The organism is Spiroplasma sp. AdecLV25b, assembly GCF_030913225.1.
In the GTDB taxonomy this organism is placed as follows: Bacteria; Bacillota_I; Bacilli_A; order Mycoplasmatales; family VBWQ01; genus Spiroplasma_E.
The window spans coordinates 1-14,510 of the sequence record NZ_JAQYTS010000024.1 but is presented as its reverse complement, the minus strand read 5'-3'; the positions used below and the strand labels follow the sequence as shown (position 1 = coordinate 14,510).

The 14,510-nt window shown below is 26.8% G+C and carries 15 protein-coding genes; 11 read left to right on the top strand and 4 right to left on the bottom strand.

Features of this window, described 5'->3' with window-relative positions; genetic code table 4:
* Nucleotides 1–182 (top strand): hypothetical protein (locus RDJ14_RS02465; protein WP_308149790.1); only part of this gene is annotated, 182 nt, incomplete at its 5' end.
* Here the strand turns inward: RDJ14_RS02465 and RDJ14_RS02460 are convergent.
* Nucleotides 145–645 (bottom strand): hypothetical protein, encoded by a 501-nt coding sequence (locus RDJ14_RS02460; RefSeq protein WP_308149789.1) that lies wholly within the window; start codon nt 643–645, stop codon nt 145–147. The two genes, RDJ14_RS02465 and RDJ14_RS02460, sit on opposite strands and share 38 nt — an antisense overlap.
* Nucleotides 646–1,320: 675 nt before the next feature.
* On the opposite strand from RDJ14_RS02460, the gene RDJ14_RS02455 reads away from it, so the two are divergent.
* Genes RDJ14_RS02455 through RDJ14_RS02440 form a run of 4 tightly spaced genes read left to right on the top strand, consistent with a single transcriptional unit; the run spans nt 1,321 to nt 4,884 of the window.
* On the top strand, nt 1,321–2,682 hold the full coding sequence (locus RDJ14_RS02455) for a DEAD/DEAH box helicase (RefSeq protein WP_308149788.1): 1,362 nt from the start codon (nt 1,321–1,323) through the stop codon (nt 2,680–2,682).
* A gap of 18 nt (nt 2,683–2,700) precedes the next feature.
* Complete coding sequence (locus RDJ14_RS02450; protein WP_308149787.1) at nt 2,701–3,597, top strand: deoxyribonuclease IV; 897 nt, start codon at nt 2,701–2,703, stop codon at nt 3,595–3,597.
* 1 nt (nt 3,598) lies between these two features.
* Nucleotides 3,599–4,696 carry a nicotinate-nucleotide adenylyltransferase gene (locus tag RDJ14_RS02445; protein ID WP_308149786.1) on the top strand — a complete coding sequence of 366 codons (1,098 nt, stop codon included), beginning with the start codon at nt 3,599–3,601 and terminating at the stop codon, nt 4,694–4,696.
* Between the two features lie 2 nt (nt 4,697–4,698).
* Nucleotides 4,699–4,884 (top strand): hypothetical protein, encoded by a 186-nt coding sequence (locus RDJ14_RS02440; RefSeq protein ID WP_308149785.1) that lies wholly within the window; start codon nt 4,699–4,701, stop codon nt 4,882–4,884.
* A 5-nt stretch (nt 4,885–4,889) separates the two neighbouring features.
* On the opposite strand, the gene RDJ14_RS02435 is transcribed toward RDJ14_RS02440, so the two are convergent.
* A complete protein-coding gene (locus RDJ14_RS02435) occupies nt 4,890–6,824 on the bottom strand; it encodes a hypothetical protein (RefSeq protein ID WP_308149784.1) in 1,935 nt (644 codons plus the stop codon).
* 323 nt (nt 6,825–7,147) lie between these two features.
* On the opposite strand from RDJ14_RS02435, the gene RDJ14_RS02430 reads away from it, so the two are divergent.
* Entirely contained in the window at nt 7,148–8,548 is a 1,401-nt protein-coding gene (locus RDJ14_RS02430) for an amino acid permease (RefSeq protein WP_308149783.1), read from the top strand.
* A 363-nt stretch (nt 8,549–8,911) separates the two neighbouring features.
* On the opposite strand, the gene RDJ14_RS05215 is transcribed toward RDJ14_RS02430, so the two are convergent.
* Both RDJ14_RS05215 and RDJ14_RS02425 read right to left on the bottom strand, forming a co-directional pair.
* Nucleotides 8,912–9,136 (bottom strand): ETX/MTX2 family pore-forming toxin, encoded by a 225-nt coding sequence (locus RDJ14_RS05215; RefSeq protein ID WP_374047460.1) that lies wholly within the window; start codon nt 9,134–9,136, stop codon nt 8,912–8,914.
* Nucleotides 9,099–9,500 (bottom strand): ETX/MTX2 family pore-forming toxin, encoded by a 402-nt coding sequence (locus RDJ14_RS02425; RefSeq protein ID WP_308149782.1) that lies wholly within the window; start codon nt 9,498–9,500, stop codon nt 9,099–9,101. The genes RDJ14_RS05215 and RDJ14_RS02425 overlap by 38 nt, the downstream gene beginning before the upstream one ends.
* Before the next feature lie 321 nt (nt 9,501–9,821).
* On the opposite strand from RDJ14_RS02425, the gene ychF reads away from it, so the two are divergent.
* From ychF to gltX, 5 genes are all read left to right on the top strand, one after another.
* The gene (gene ychF / locus RDJ14_RS02420; RefSeq protein WP_308149781.1) at nt 9,822–10,919 is read left to right on the top strand and encodes a redox-regulated ATPase YchF; all 1,098 of its coding nucleotides are present in this window, start codon (nt 9,822–9,824) and stop codon (nt 10,917–10,919) included.
* A 74-nt stretch (nt 10,920–10,993) separates the two neighbouring features.
* Nucleotides 10,994–11,500 carry a hypothetical protein gene (locus RDJ14_RS02415; protein ID WP_308149780.1) on the top strand — a complete coding sequence of 169 codons (507 nt, stop codon included), beginning with the start codon at nt 10,994–10,996 and terminating at the stop codon, nt 11,498–11,500.
* 19 nt (nt 11,501–11,519) lie between these two features.
* Nucleotides 11,520–12,158 (top strand): hypothetical protein, encoded by a 639-nt coding sequence (locus RDJ14_RS02410; RefSeq protein WP_308149779.1) that lies wholly within the window; start codon nt 11,520–11,522, stop codon nt 12,156–12,158.
* A gap of 25 nt (nt 12,159–12,183) precedes the next feature.
* Complete coding sequence (locus tag RDJ14_RS02405; protein ID WP_308149778.1) at nt 12,184–12,969, top strand: hypothetical protein; 786 nt, start codon at nt 12,184–12,186, stop codon at nt 12,967–12,969.
* Complete coding sequence (gene gltX / locus RDJ14_RS02400) at nt 12,923–14,428, top strand: glutamate--tRNA ligase (protein WP_308149777.1); 1,506 nt, start codon at nt 12,923–12,925, stop codon at nt 14,426–14,428. Before RDJ14_RS02405 ends, gltX begins: the two co-directional genes overlap by 47 nt.
* Nucleotides 14,429–14,510 lie beyond the last annotated feature (82 nt).

The following is a 14,510-nucleotide window of genomic DNA, read 5'->3' as shown; positions in this document are numbered from 1 at the left end:
ATCCTTATGAAAATGTACCTTTTGATAGATTAGAAAATGCTAGATTAAGAGGAGAAACTGTTCATAAAGTAGCAGAATTATATTTTAAAAATATTAATATTAATAATATAAAAGATAAATTATTAAATAATATTAAACATTTATTTAATAAAAATTATTTACAATATTACCTGTATGATTAACAAATGTTCAATTCTTATCATTAAAACCATTTTCTAATCGAATACGATAATTATTACCATTAATAGTTGCAATATTAGTTATTGAGTATTGCCCTGCTAATTGATAATTATTTTTACCAAATTGGTTAATTAATCAAGCACGAAAATTGTAATTTCATTTTTGAATTTCATCGTTAGCATCACTATCAGGAGATGTGATAATTTGATTATCAGAAATTAAATCTTTTTGGTCTTTAGTTAATTTAGTTGCAAGAAAAAAATGATTTTCAATTGCTTGGAATCCTTTATCGCTAATCATACCTCGAAATGCATTAATATTATATTTATACATATTACTTTGATTTAAACTGGTGAAAACGTTATTAACATTTTCTCTACTATTAAGGGCATTATTAGTTAAAAAAACGGCTAAAAAAATTAATATAAAAATTCCAATGAAACTAAATCACTTTTTTCAAATCATCTTTAATTGTTTTTTAAAACTAATATTTGGATAGTTATATACTAACTTTTTATTATTTTAAATTCCTAGAGTGAACTTAGAATAGTTCTCATTTTATAGCAATTATTATTTAAATAGTAGGTCAGACATCATGATTAGATCTAGTAATTTCAAATTCTGTATAACCATATTGGTTAGTACTCATAGAAAAAGCATTACCATTAATATTATTAGATTTTTTTCTGTTGTTGTTAATTCATTATTAAAATATGAAGTAGTTTTATTAAACCTGTTACTATAAATAACATTAATAGCATGAGTTAAATGTGAATAACCAATAAAAAATTTCATTAATTCATTAGGCTTTTGAGGGTAATCTTTTTCGGCATTAAAATATTTTGTTTTGCCAGAAATCTAGCGCATTATTCAATCAAAAGGTTTATGAAGTCTGATTTGTAAATATGTTGGCATGTTTTTAAATAATTTACTACCATCTACATAACCAAAATAAAGTTAAAAGCGACGTAATCCTAATTTAAATTTTCGCACTTGAGATTACAATTTGGGAAAATTCCGACATTAGTTTTCAATCATTTCTTACGACCAACAATAATTTTCTTCACTTCACAGGTAAATTTTTACATTTTTATCTCAAAAATAAGATAAAATATTAGTATTAAAGAAAAAGGTGAACCAATGTCATTTCAACAATTCAATTTACAACCATGATTAATTGCTAATTTACAAAAAGAAAAACTTATCACTCCCACACAAGTGCAAACAGAAATTATCCCACTTGCTCTAAATAACCAAAATTTAATTATTCAAAGTCCAACTGGCAGTGGTAAAACCCACACTTTTTTAATTCCGATTTTAAACAAATGTGACACTACCATTAAAGCTACCCAAGCAGTTATTATTGCTCCAACCAGAGAACTCGCTCAGCAAACATTTAACTTTTGTAAAGCGTTAATTAAAGACCAAGATATTACTATTGCTTGTTTAGTTGGTGGAAAAGATATTAATCGCCAAAGTAATAATTTAACCCATAATCAACCACAAATTGTCATTGGTACTCCAACTAGATTAAAAAAATTATATGAATTAAATATGTTAGCAATTACTACTACTAAAGTTTTAGTAATTGATGAATGCGATATGCTCTTTGAAATGGGTTTCATGGATGATTTAGACTTTTTAATTTCTAAAATTCACCAACAAGTACAAATCATGACTTTTTCAGCAACGATTTTACCACAACTTGCTAGTTGATTAAAAAAATATATGACTAATACAACAACTATTACTATTGCCAATAAATCTCAACAAATTCGTCATGTTTTTATTAATCGCCATCATCAAGATGTTAAAAAACAATTACAATCTTTACTGTCGATGTTTGATCCATATCTATGCTTAATTTTTGTTAACAATAAAGATGAAATTAAGACCATTGGTGATATTTTAATTAAACTAGATAAAAAAGTAGCACTCTTACATGGTAGATTACCAGCTCGTGAACGAGCACAAACTTTCAAACGAATTAAAAACTTTGATTATCAATACGTTATTTGTTCTGACATCGCAGCACGTGGCATTGATATTGAAGGAGTATCACATGTTATTTCTTTACAATTACCAACTAATAATATGGAGTATTATTTTCACCGTGCTGGAAGAACTGGACGTGATAAATACTCTGGTATTTCTTATGTCTTCTATGACAAAAATGATAACTCAGCACTCCGTAAATTAAAAAATTTACACGTTCCCTTAGAATACTATAAAATTAAAGATAATAAGTTAGTAGTAGAAATTACTAATGAAACTATTATTCGCAAAGGCAAAAAAAACCAACCTAACAAAGAAGAACAATACATTATTAATAAATTTAAAGCCAACAAAAAAGTCACGCCCGGCTATAAGAAAAAATTAAACCGTGATTTAGAAGCAGTTAAAAAAGAAACTAGACGCCAGCACATTAAAGCATCAATTAAAAAAATAAAAAAAACGGAAGCCATTGCCCGTAGAAAAAAATTATTTGAAGAATCTAAATAACGAAAGTTGGATAAATTAATGAAAGTAAAAGAATTAATTATTGGTTGCCACGTTGCGATGAAAGCACCTAAATATTTACTAGGAGCACTTCAAGAAGCGCTTAGTTATGGTGCCAATGCTTTTATGATTTACACAGGGGCACCACAAAATACCATTCGTAAACCAACCAAAGATTTATTCATTACTGAATTTCAACAAGCGTTAAAAACTAATAATATTAGTATTGATAACGTTATTGTTCATGCCCCATATATTATTAACTTAGGTAATAGTGTCAAACCTAGTACTTTTCAATTGGCAGTTGATTTCTTACGTACTGAGATTATCCGATGCCAAGACATTGGCATTAAAACCTTAGTTTTACATCCAGGTGCTGCTGTGGGAGCATTACCGCAAGTTGCTTTAGAACAAATTGTGAAAGGACTAGACGCTGCTTGTTTACCTAATCAAACTTTAAAAATTGCTTTAGAAACGATGTCAGGTAAAGGTAGTGAAGTAGGAATTAATTTTGAACAATTACAATACATTATTAATAATGTTAAACAACCTAACTTAATTGGTGTTTGTTGAGACACTTGTCATTTATCTGATGCAGGTTATGATTTAAATAATAATTTAGATGAGGTTATTAATAAGTTTGATAATCTAATTGGCTTAGAAAAATTATTTGTTATGCACATTAATGATTCTAAAAATCCACTTGATAGTCATAAAGACCGGCATGCCAATTTAGGAATGGGTTATTTAGGTTTTGAAACTTTAATTAATATCATTTATCATCCTAAGTTAATTAACAAAGTTAAAATTTTAGAAACACCATGAATTAATGGCCAACCACCATACTTGCATGAAATCAAAATGATTAGAACTAAACAATATAATAAAGACATCTTATTAGCATTAGAGGAAAAATAACATGAAAAAAATTGGTATTTTGGGTGGTACTTTTGACCCGTTTCATAATCAGCATTTAAATATTGCCAAAACTGCTTATCAAAAATTACAATTAGATGAAGTATGAATTTTACCAACCAAACAAAATCCCTTAAAAGATAGTGTTAGCGCAACTAATGAGCAACGAGTAGCAATGATTAACTTAGTCATTAACGATTATCCATGATTAAAACTTAACGAATATGAATTGACAAATAGTGAACCTAGTTATACTATTAATACTGTTACTTATTTTACTAACACTTATTGTAACTATAAATTCTATTTTATCATTGGTTCTGATAATTTATACACTTTAAACCAGTGGCAGGGCATTGAGCAATTAATTAATTTAGTAAAAATTGTTGTTGTTAATCGTCCCCATTTTCGGAAAACTTTAGATTTAATGAAAAAATATCAATGTCGTAACTTAGTTGTTAGTCCAAGTAGTGACATTAGTTCTGCCAAAATCAGGAATGGCGAAGTTATAAATCAACTTGATAGTAGGGTAAATAATTATATTAATGATAATTTATTATACAATAATACTAGGTTGCAATTTAATTTAGATGAAAAACGAACACAACATTGTTTTAATGTTGGTGAAATGGCACGAAAATTGGCTATTCACTATAAAATTAATCCTATTCACGCCCAAATTGCTGGTAATTATCATGACCTTTGTAAACAGTGAAGTAAAGGCAAAATGACAAGGTATTTAACGAAATATAATAAAGATATACTACGAGAACCGTTTCCAGTTTGACACGGTTATGTAGCAGCATTATATTTAAAAAATCATTATCTAGTTACTAATGACTCTATTATAAATGCGATTGCTAAACATACTACTGGTGCTATTATGATGACAGAATTAGATTTAATAGTGTTATTAGCTGATAAAATTTCTATCGAGCGTTCATCACCTCATGTCGAACAATTACGAACACTAGCATTTAAAGATTTAACTTTAGCCTTTAAATTTTATTTAAAAACCTTAAAAACTTATTTGGAATCAAAAAATCAACCACTAAATAAAAAATTTTTAACAATTTATGAATCATGAATCAATAAGGAGTAACAATGATGGCAGAAAAAAATAACAAAAAATCGAAACTGATAAATGGTGATGAAATTAATGTGCAACCAGAAAATAAATCAGTAGTAGCAAGTCTTAACAATAACCAAACTGCAGAAAATAAAAAACAGAAAAAACGGGATAAATCTAAAAAAGGAATTTCAGGTTTTAGTGAGACATTATATTTTTAACATTTTTAAATTTGATGAAATAAAGTTAACTTAAAATCTTTCGTATTAACAAAATCATTATTAGTAAAAGAAATTTGATAATGATTACCATTTAATTTATTTAACATTTGATAACTTAATACAGCACTAGTTATTCCATTATCTTCTTTATATTTTTTCATTTTCACATCACTAATCATAAAATAAGTAGTATTACTCATATCAAAATATTTAGTATATTCATCTTGATATAATCTTTCTTGTTCGGTAATCATATTATTAATAATGCCTGGATGGTTCTTATCACCTTGGATAATCCCTAGTAGTTGATTAATACTACTGTTTGGTGTATTAAGTCATGCACTTAAACTATCCAAAACACTACCAACTTTAAAAGTAGTTTCACCATTAAACTGAACACCTAATATTGTTAACACTTCTTTGACATTATGAGTAGTAGTACTTGGATTATCAATAATATCTTTAATATCATTAAGAGCAGTGGTAAATTCTGTTTTATCAACCGTTAAATCTAAATATTTAGATAAATCTTGCAATTTAATGACAGGATTAGTTGTTAAATATTTATTAGTAAAATCAAGAACTTTATTAATATAATCATCAATAGGAATTGATTTTAAAGCATCAGTTAAACTATCAGCAACTTTAGTGGCAATGTCATGAATACTAATAATAAATGAAAATTTAGAAAAAATTTCAGGCAAAGTTCAATACGAAGTTACTGGTCAACCTGTCGCTTTAATCACAATATCTTCACCAAATGGTCCACCTAACAAATCAGATATTAATGAAATTAAATCATTATGGCCTGCTGATGATAGTAAATGTTGTAATTCCAGTAATACTGTTTTGATAGCAATATCTTTATTAGCACTATCATCATTTCAAGTAACACTGTTAATTCCTAAAGTAGGATTTTCCATTTTTAATACTTTTGCTTTTAGCACCGGAACTATTGTTTTAATTAAATATGGCAATGCAGCAGGTGTATTAACAATTTTACTAATAGTATCAGTAAATGTCTTAAGAAAACCATCAGTATTAAAACCTGTTGGTAGTAAACCAACTGTAGTTGTAATATTATCAGCTATCATATCACCAATATATTTTCCTGAAATTAATTTAAAAATATAATTAAAATTAACACCAGCCATGTACTCATAAAACTGTGTTCAGTTTCAACCACTAGCTCTTGTTTCAACATAATGTCAATTATCATAATCATTAAGCTTTTGTCATGCTTGAGCATATGTACCTTTTTTTGACATATAATCTTTCATTTTTGCTAGTAAATTATCACCACTAAAATCTTGTGGTTGATCTCAATCACTTAACAGTTCTTTAACTGCGCTTGTTGCCATTGGCAAATAAGTACTGTAAGATAAATAATTATCAATATTAGGGATTAGTCCTTTAACAAGTTTTAAAGCAGTATCTATTAAATCAACATTTTTATCTTGTGATAAAAAACTATTATTTAAATAACTTTTAACCATTGGTAAATAAGTGGCATATTTTTGATAACTACTAATATTTTTGGTTATTTTATCAATACTATCTTGATTAGCACCATGGCGTTGGAACAATGGTTGGATTGTGTTAATGCTATTACCATCTAAATTGGTTGTTCAATTTTTAATAAAATCATTACCAGAATTATCACCTGTCAAATTATTAATATACTTGCTTTGGTTTTGTCCATACATATTGTTTAAAAGGTCGTTAGTATTAAAATTTTGATTTTGACCAATTAACAATGATTTACCAACAATTGATGTTTCATTAGCGTATTTAGTAGCGGTTTGATTATCAACGTTACTACTAGTAAGATTAATAATTTGATTGTTAGCTTCATTAAAATTAACAACAAAAACTAAGGCAGTAAGACTAGAACTTGTTAATAAACTAGTTGCAAAAAATAAATTTAATTTTCTTTTCATGAAAAAGTACTCCGATGATATAGATTTTATTATATATTATATCGTATTATTTTTTCCTTTGCTACTCTAGTTTAGAATTAGGTTAATTAAATGTCATTATCATTGTTGAATTGTAAGCAATTAATTGCGAAAAGTGACAAGAAATATAAAATTAATCAATGGGTAACCGAAGTCTCACATTGATTATTAAGAACCATTAGGTTCTCTTTTTTATTATCAAAATCATAAATTAACACGTATCTAAACTATTGCTTTATTTAATTTTTAAGTCTAATATTACTAAGTATTATTATTTAAAAATTTTAAAGGAGAAACAAAGTTTAATGTTAACAAGAAAATATGGTTTATTAACCGTAACTATGATGGCTATTAGTGCTACTTTAGGTTCATCAATCTTAATAGCCTTTGGTCAAGTAGCATATCAAGCCCAATATAATCCCATTTTAATGTTATTAGCATGAATTATTGGGGCTATACTAATCATTCCCGGACTACTATTATTTGCCGAAACAACTAGTAGTTATCCTGAAAATGGAACTGCTTATACATGACTAAAAAAAGCTAAATTTCAAGCAACAGCCTTTTGATTTGGATGAATCTTAGTATTATTAGTAGCAGCAACTGCGATTGCTAGTGCAACAATTGCATGTGGTAATTTAATTGCTAGTTTAGCAGCAATTACTAATCCATGACTTATTAAATTAATAGGAATTGATGTCTTAGTAATAATGGGTTTAACTCATATTTATACAAAAAAAATAGTAGGAATTTCACAAACTATCTTTACAGTTTTAAAATTCATTCCCATTTTATTGGTAATGATACTAGCGATTGTTTATGGGAGTCTTGCTAATTTTGAAAAACCAGAAGTTACTAAAAATTTACATCAATTATTTTTAACTTCTTATATGCTATTACCAGCCATGGCGATGACCATGTTTGCCTATTCAGGAATTGAAGCTGTTACGTATGTAGCAGGTGAAATTAAAGAACCACGCAAAAATATTATTCGTGCGAAAATTATTGCTATTTTAGTAGTAGTTGGTGTTTATGTAATTTTAGCTGTTGCCATTATAACCATTAATATTAGTAACAATTTAAATGCTTTTTCAAACAATTTATGGAGTGAAGCTATTTTAAGTAGTAAAACAATTCCTCACGGTTTTGCTTTAGCGTTTAATATCTTATCAATTGTTATTTTCTTAGGTTCACTCAATGCCTTCTTGCTTTACCATTCACGAATGGTTCATAAGTTAGCCCAAGAACATGACTTGTTTAATATCTTTAGCAAGACTAATAATCCTACTAATTCACCTTATTTAGCCATTGTTTTATTAATGTTGTTATCATCAGTTTATGTATTATGAGACCAGTTGTATAGTGTTGTTACTTACTTCATTATTGCCACAACGGTTTTACAATTTATTGCTTTTAGTGTCGCGTTAAAATTACGTTATCAAGATTCAACATATAAACGTATGTTTAATAATTTTTGATATTGAGTTTTATTTTTATCAACTATTATTGGTAATATTTTATGTTTAATCGGTGCTATTATTTCTATGTATGTCTTTGCCCGTGATAGTCATGATTGATGAATCTTGTATAAATGCTTCATTGTTTGTGGAGTATTAGTAGCAGGGTTTCCTATTTACTATATTAAAGAATTTACTAAAAAACGCATGATAATTAACAAGCAAAAACAAGAAACTTTAAAACAATAAAAATATGGATAACATTTTAAAATGTTATCCATATTTAAATTAATCATAATTAAAGTTAAGATTATAAATCATGATAAAATCACCATACATAAAAGGAAGAAAATATGGGGTAAATTACAAATTATTAAGATAAACATGATTATTATACTAATGTTATTAACATTATTTTAAAAGTAAAACAAATAAGTTATAATTTGAGGGTGTTATTACGATGAAAAAAAATAAAAAACTTAATAATAAAATTAACTTAAAATCAAGATTAAATTCTATAATAAGTACAGCAATAATTACAACCACAACTGCTGTTAGTTCTGATGAATAGCATTTACCTGTTACAGTTCCTGAAAGTTTACAACTAGTTTTTTATTTTTGAATAATTTGAACTTGGCTTCAATAAACTGTGACTTTTACCTGAGAGTGAGGTGGGACTTTTATAGTTTGTGCTGGAACAGTATACTCCTTAGTTTCTGGATGTTGTTCAGCAATAGTACCGCTTAAACTTACTTTTACGTTAGTTTTGTCAACAAGAATATCCGTCTCTTCACTTACTTTAATTCCTTGCGTATATAGAAGCAGATACAGTTTCACCTATCTTTTTTGTAAAACTCATAGTTGCTATATTTTGCTCTAAATCATTATAATTTTTTAAAATATTTTCACCGACATACTCAAAAGTTTTATCTTGAGAAATAATTTCAGGGTCCCCAATTGCTTCACCTACAGCATCCGTAGTTTTTAAGTTAGAAAGTTTTACATCTTCAATTTTATCAATTTTTCAACCTGAATAACATTTTATATCTTCAGCATATGCAAAAGCTCCTTGAATATAATCATTAATATTTATAACAGAGTTTTCATTATAAATGTGCGTGGATTCTTTTAAGGGAGATGATAAAAAATTTAACCCGTTAGTAATGGTAATAGAAGAAAATAATATTAGTTTGTTAATCATAATAAACCCCACCTTTGAGTAAATAAAATTATTTTTAGAAAAGTAATTATTCATAATTAATCAATAATATATTATTGATTAAGATTTGTTATAGTTTTACATAAAAATGAATCAGAGTATTAAAACATAATTTAAACATTTTTATATGTTGCGATTACTTTTCACTAAAAGTATAACATCTCTAGTAGGAACTATTTTAGAAATTTATATTAAATTTTTAGGAATAGAGATATATGATTAATCTTTTATTTTTACCTTAAAATCTTTACATGTTATATGATACTATATAATCATATAATTAAAAAGAAACAGGTGAATAATATGTTAACTGCTGGTATCGTTGGATTACCTAATGTTGGTAAGTCAACGCTTTTTAAAGCCATTACTAATTCTCAAGTATTAATTGAAAACTACCCATTTGCCACTATAAAACCAAATGTTGGTAGTGTTCCTGTCAATGATGAACGATTTAAAAATTTACTTAAAATTTTTAATCCCCAAAAAATTGTTCCAACTATTTTAGAAATGCATGATATTGCTGGCCTTGTTCGTGGTGCTAGTAAAGGTGAAGGTTTAGGTAATGAATTCCTTGGTAATATTAGAACTGTTGACGCAATTTGTGAAGTAATTCGCTGTTTTGATGATGCTAACGTTAGTCATGTGGAAGGTGAAATTAATCCTATCAATGATTTTGAGACTATTGAATTGGAATTAATTTTTGCTGATCAAGAAGTAATTAGTAAAAGAAAAGAAAAAGTTCGTAAAAAAGCTGAAATTACAAGAGATAAAAAAGGAATTGCCGAAGTTGCATTGTTAGAAAAAATTAATGAAAAATTAAGCCAAGAAATTGCTATTCGTGATCAAGGATTAAGCGATGATGATTTAGAAACAATTAAATCATATAATTTTTTAACTGCTAAACCATTAATTATTATTGCTAATATTGGCGAGAATGATTTAGAAACTAAAACTAATAAATATGTTGAAATATTAAAGCCATACATGAGTAAGAAAAAAATTGAAGTAATTGTTGTTTGCGCTAAAACTGAATGTGAATTATCAGAATTAGAACCAGAAGAGAAAGCAGAAATGTTTAAAGAATTAAATATTTCTGATTCAGGAATTAATCAAATTGTTGTTGCTACTTATCAATTATTAAATTTAGCAACTTTCTTTACAGTAGGTCCTAAAGAAGTTCATGCTTGAACTTTTATTAAAGGTATGAAAGCACCACAATGTGCTGGTATTATTCATACTGATTTTATGAAAGGTTTTATTAGAGTTGAAGTTTATAATTATCAGGATTTAATAACATTTGGTAGCGAGAAGAATGTTAAAGATCAAGGCAAACTACGTTTTGAAGGAAAAAATTATATTTTTCAAGATGGTGATATTTGTCATTTCCGCTTTAATGTTTAAATTAATAATATAAAAATCTAATAGTTTTGTTATAATTAATACGAAAAAACTATTTAGAAAAGGAGAACTTATTTATGTTAAGTAGTGATGTACAAACATTTAATCCTGTTGAATCTAATGAAGATAATTATATTGTTAACAAAAAGACTAAGCGTTTTGATTTAATAAAAAAATTAAAATTAGCCCGTGGTTTATTATTTTGAGGCCCTATTGCCCATATTGCCGGTAGTGTTATTTTTTTAATATTGTTATTAGTAGATGCTGTTGTTAGTAAAAAATTAGGTTTTGAATTAACTAAATTAGAACTAGCATTATCATTATCATATGTAGGAATTGCAGTTTTAATTAATGTTATTTGTTTCATGTTGCCAGCTAAAAAACTAAAAAAGAAGCGTTCAATTCGTATCATTGCCATTTCAACTTTAATTTTATCAACTTTGATTTTAAGTGGTAGTTTCGTATTTTGAGCAATACCTGTGTTATTGTTTTTTTCTTTGATAACATTAGTTATATGGTTATGTGAAATTATCGCAGCTATTATGTTAATTTTAGTAGTTGAAGAATTACCAAATCAAAAATAAAAAAAGTAGGAGCATATTAATGAATAAGATAGATTTAGAAAAACTTGAAACTAAAAAACCAGTTTTTTTCCCTTATGAAAAGAAAATAAAGAAAGCATATTTTGCCTACTTAGGAGTTTGTGCTATACCTTTTATATGAAGTTTTATTTTTTCATTATTTGCTACTATTAATGTTGCTAAGTATCAACTTTATAATTTAAGTCTGACAGATTTTAAATATAATATTTTAAATTTATTATATATTCCTGCGCTTTGTTTATTTTTATTAATAGTTAGTATGCTACTATTAACTTTTGCTCCTAAGGTAAGTAATATTTCTTCTAAGTATAGTAATCGTATGTTTTATATTGCCTTTTGATTTTTAATTCTTAGTACCATGTTAAGTTCAGAAGTACAATTAACTTATATTTCGCAATCAGAAATTTTATGAGGTAGTCATTACAATTGAATTAATCCTATTCTTGCCCGTATCTTTATTATCATTAGTATCTTTTCGATTTTGGTTGTTCAAGTTTACTTTTGAATTATGCGTCGTAAATTTACTTTTATGAATTCAGACTACGAAATTTATACTAATCGTAGTCTGATAAAGCAAAACTATAAAATCAAAAAACAAGAATTAATTCGTGAAAAGAAACAAAAAAAGTTTTTACTTTAAGTAAAAAGTAAGGAGAATTTTAAAAATGAAAAATTGTAATTTGTGATTTATTAGGTTTTTTTTATTATTAGCAGTATTTCTTATTTATCAATTAGTATACTTAATTTTTTTATCGAAAAATTATGAATTAAGAAATTTATATACTAATGGTTTTGAAATAGTTGTTCCTACTTCTAGTTTTAATCCTTCTAGCTATGGTGCTGTATTTTATGTGCCAGTTATTGGATTAGCAATTAGTAGTATTGCATTTATTGGTTGTGTTTTTACTTCAAGAATTTTTATTGATAAATCACCTCGTGTTAAATTGATGTTTTTAGTAGCAACTTTTAGCATTTTTATCATTGGTTTTTTAATTAATTTTGCTGGTGAGTTATTTTACAGTGAATGAAATAATAAAATTGCTATTATTCAACCTAAAAATCTCCCAACTGGTGTTACTTTTACTGCCAATCATTTTTATCAAAACTGAGTTGCTAGTTTAGCAATAGTTTGGTCAATATTTGGCATATTTTTTGCCATGCTAGTTGGTTGTGTAATTTTACTAATTAAATTGCATTTGATTAATATTCAAATGTTTAACTATAAAAGTCAACATGAAAAAGAAGAACATTTTGAACTTGAATTACGACAACCTTTGCCAAGTTCTAATGAATTTGATCCCAATGATAGCCAGACTATTACCATTTTTCTTGATAACGAAAATGACGAAGTGACAGATTTAGAAACAGAAGATGAAAATGATGAATATGAAGAAGACGATAAAAGTGACACCATGAAAATTAAACGAAAAAAAAGAAAACAAAAATCATAAAGACGGTGATAGTATGAAAGTTAGAGTGCGATATGCACCAAGTCCCACGGGATATTTACACATTGGTGGAGCACGAACAGCATTATTTAATTATTTATTTGCTAAAAACAATAAAGGGCAATTCATTGTTCGTATTGAAGACACTGATTTAGAACGTAATATTACTGATGGTATTAGTTCGCAATTAGATAATTTACGTTGAATGGGAATTATCCCTGATGAAACTATTGATACACTAGGTGAATATGGGCCATATAAACAAACCGAACGTTTAGATATTTATTTAAAATATGCTCATGAACTGGTTAAAAATAAACATGCATATTACTGTTTTTGTACTAGTGAAACATTAGACAAAATGCGTGAAGATCAAACTGCTGATAACATTTTAGCTTTTCAATATGATAAAAGATGTTTAAAATTAGATGATAAAACGATTGTTGATAATTTACAAAAAAAAGTTTCTTATACTATTAGAATTATTATTCCTGATGACAAAATATATATGATTGCTGATTTAGTTCGTGGTAATGTTGAATTTAAAACTCAAGATTTAGGCGACTTTATTATTATCAAATCCAATGGTGTAGCTACATATAATTTTGCCGTTGTTATTGATGACCACTTAATGGAAATTAGTCATGTTTTTCGTGGTGAAGAACATTTATCTAACACACCACGACAATTAGTAATTTATGAATATTTTAAATGAACACCACCGGTTTTTGCTCATATGACATTAATTATTAATAGTGATCGCAAAAAATTATCAAAACGTGATGGTAGTTTAATGCAATTTATTCATCAATACCGTCAAGAAGGTTACTTACCAGCGGCCATTTTTAATTTCATTGCTTTACTAGGATGAAGTTCGCACGAAGAAAAAGAAATTTATAGTAAAGAACAATTAATTAAACTATTTACTCCTAAATATTTAAGCAAAGCACCAAGTATGTTTGACCCGCAAAAACTATTATGAATGAATAACCAGTATATTAAACAATTAACTAATGAACAATACTTAGCGTTAGTTATCCCTTTCATTAAAACTAAGTATAATTGAAGTAGTAATTCTTCAGAATGATGGGCGCAAATGTTAATCATTTATCAACCACAATTAGAGTATGGTGCTCAAATTAATGAGTTAGTAACATTATTTTTTAAAAATAATTATCAATTAGAAGTTGATGCTAAAACCTTTATGAAAGAAAATGATTGTAAAAATGTGTGTACAACCTTTATTAATAAAATTGTTGCTTGTCAAGCATGAACTAATGAAAATATTAAAACTATTATTAATGAAGTTAAAGTTGAAACTAAAGTAAATGGTAAATTGTTATTTATGCCTATTAGAATTATTACTACTGGTCAAATGCATGGTCCTGATTTAGTAAGTACTATTAAGTTATTAGGTTATGATACTATTACTAAGAATTTAAAGTTAAATTTTAAGAAGTAATTAAATAAAATTATTATTGATAAAAACTTTAAAAAAATTTCCTTAATTCATGAACTAAAAACATATACAAATTTGTTTTTTT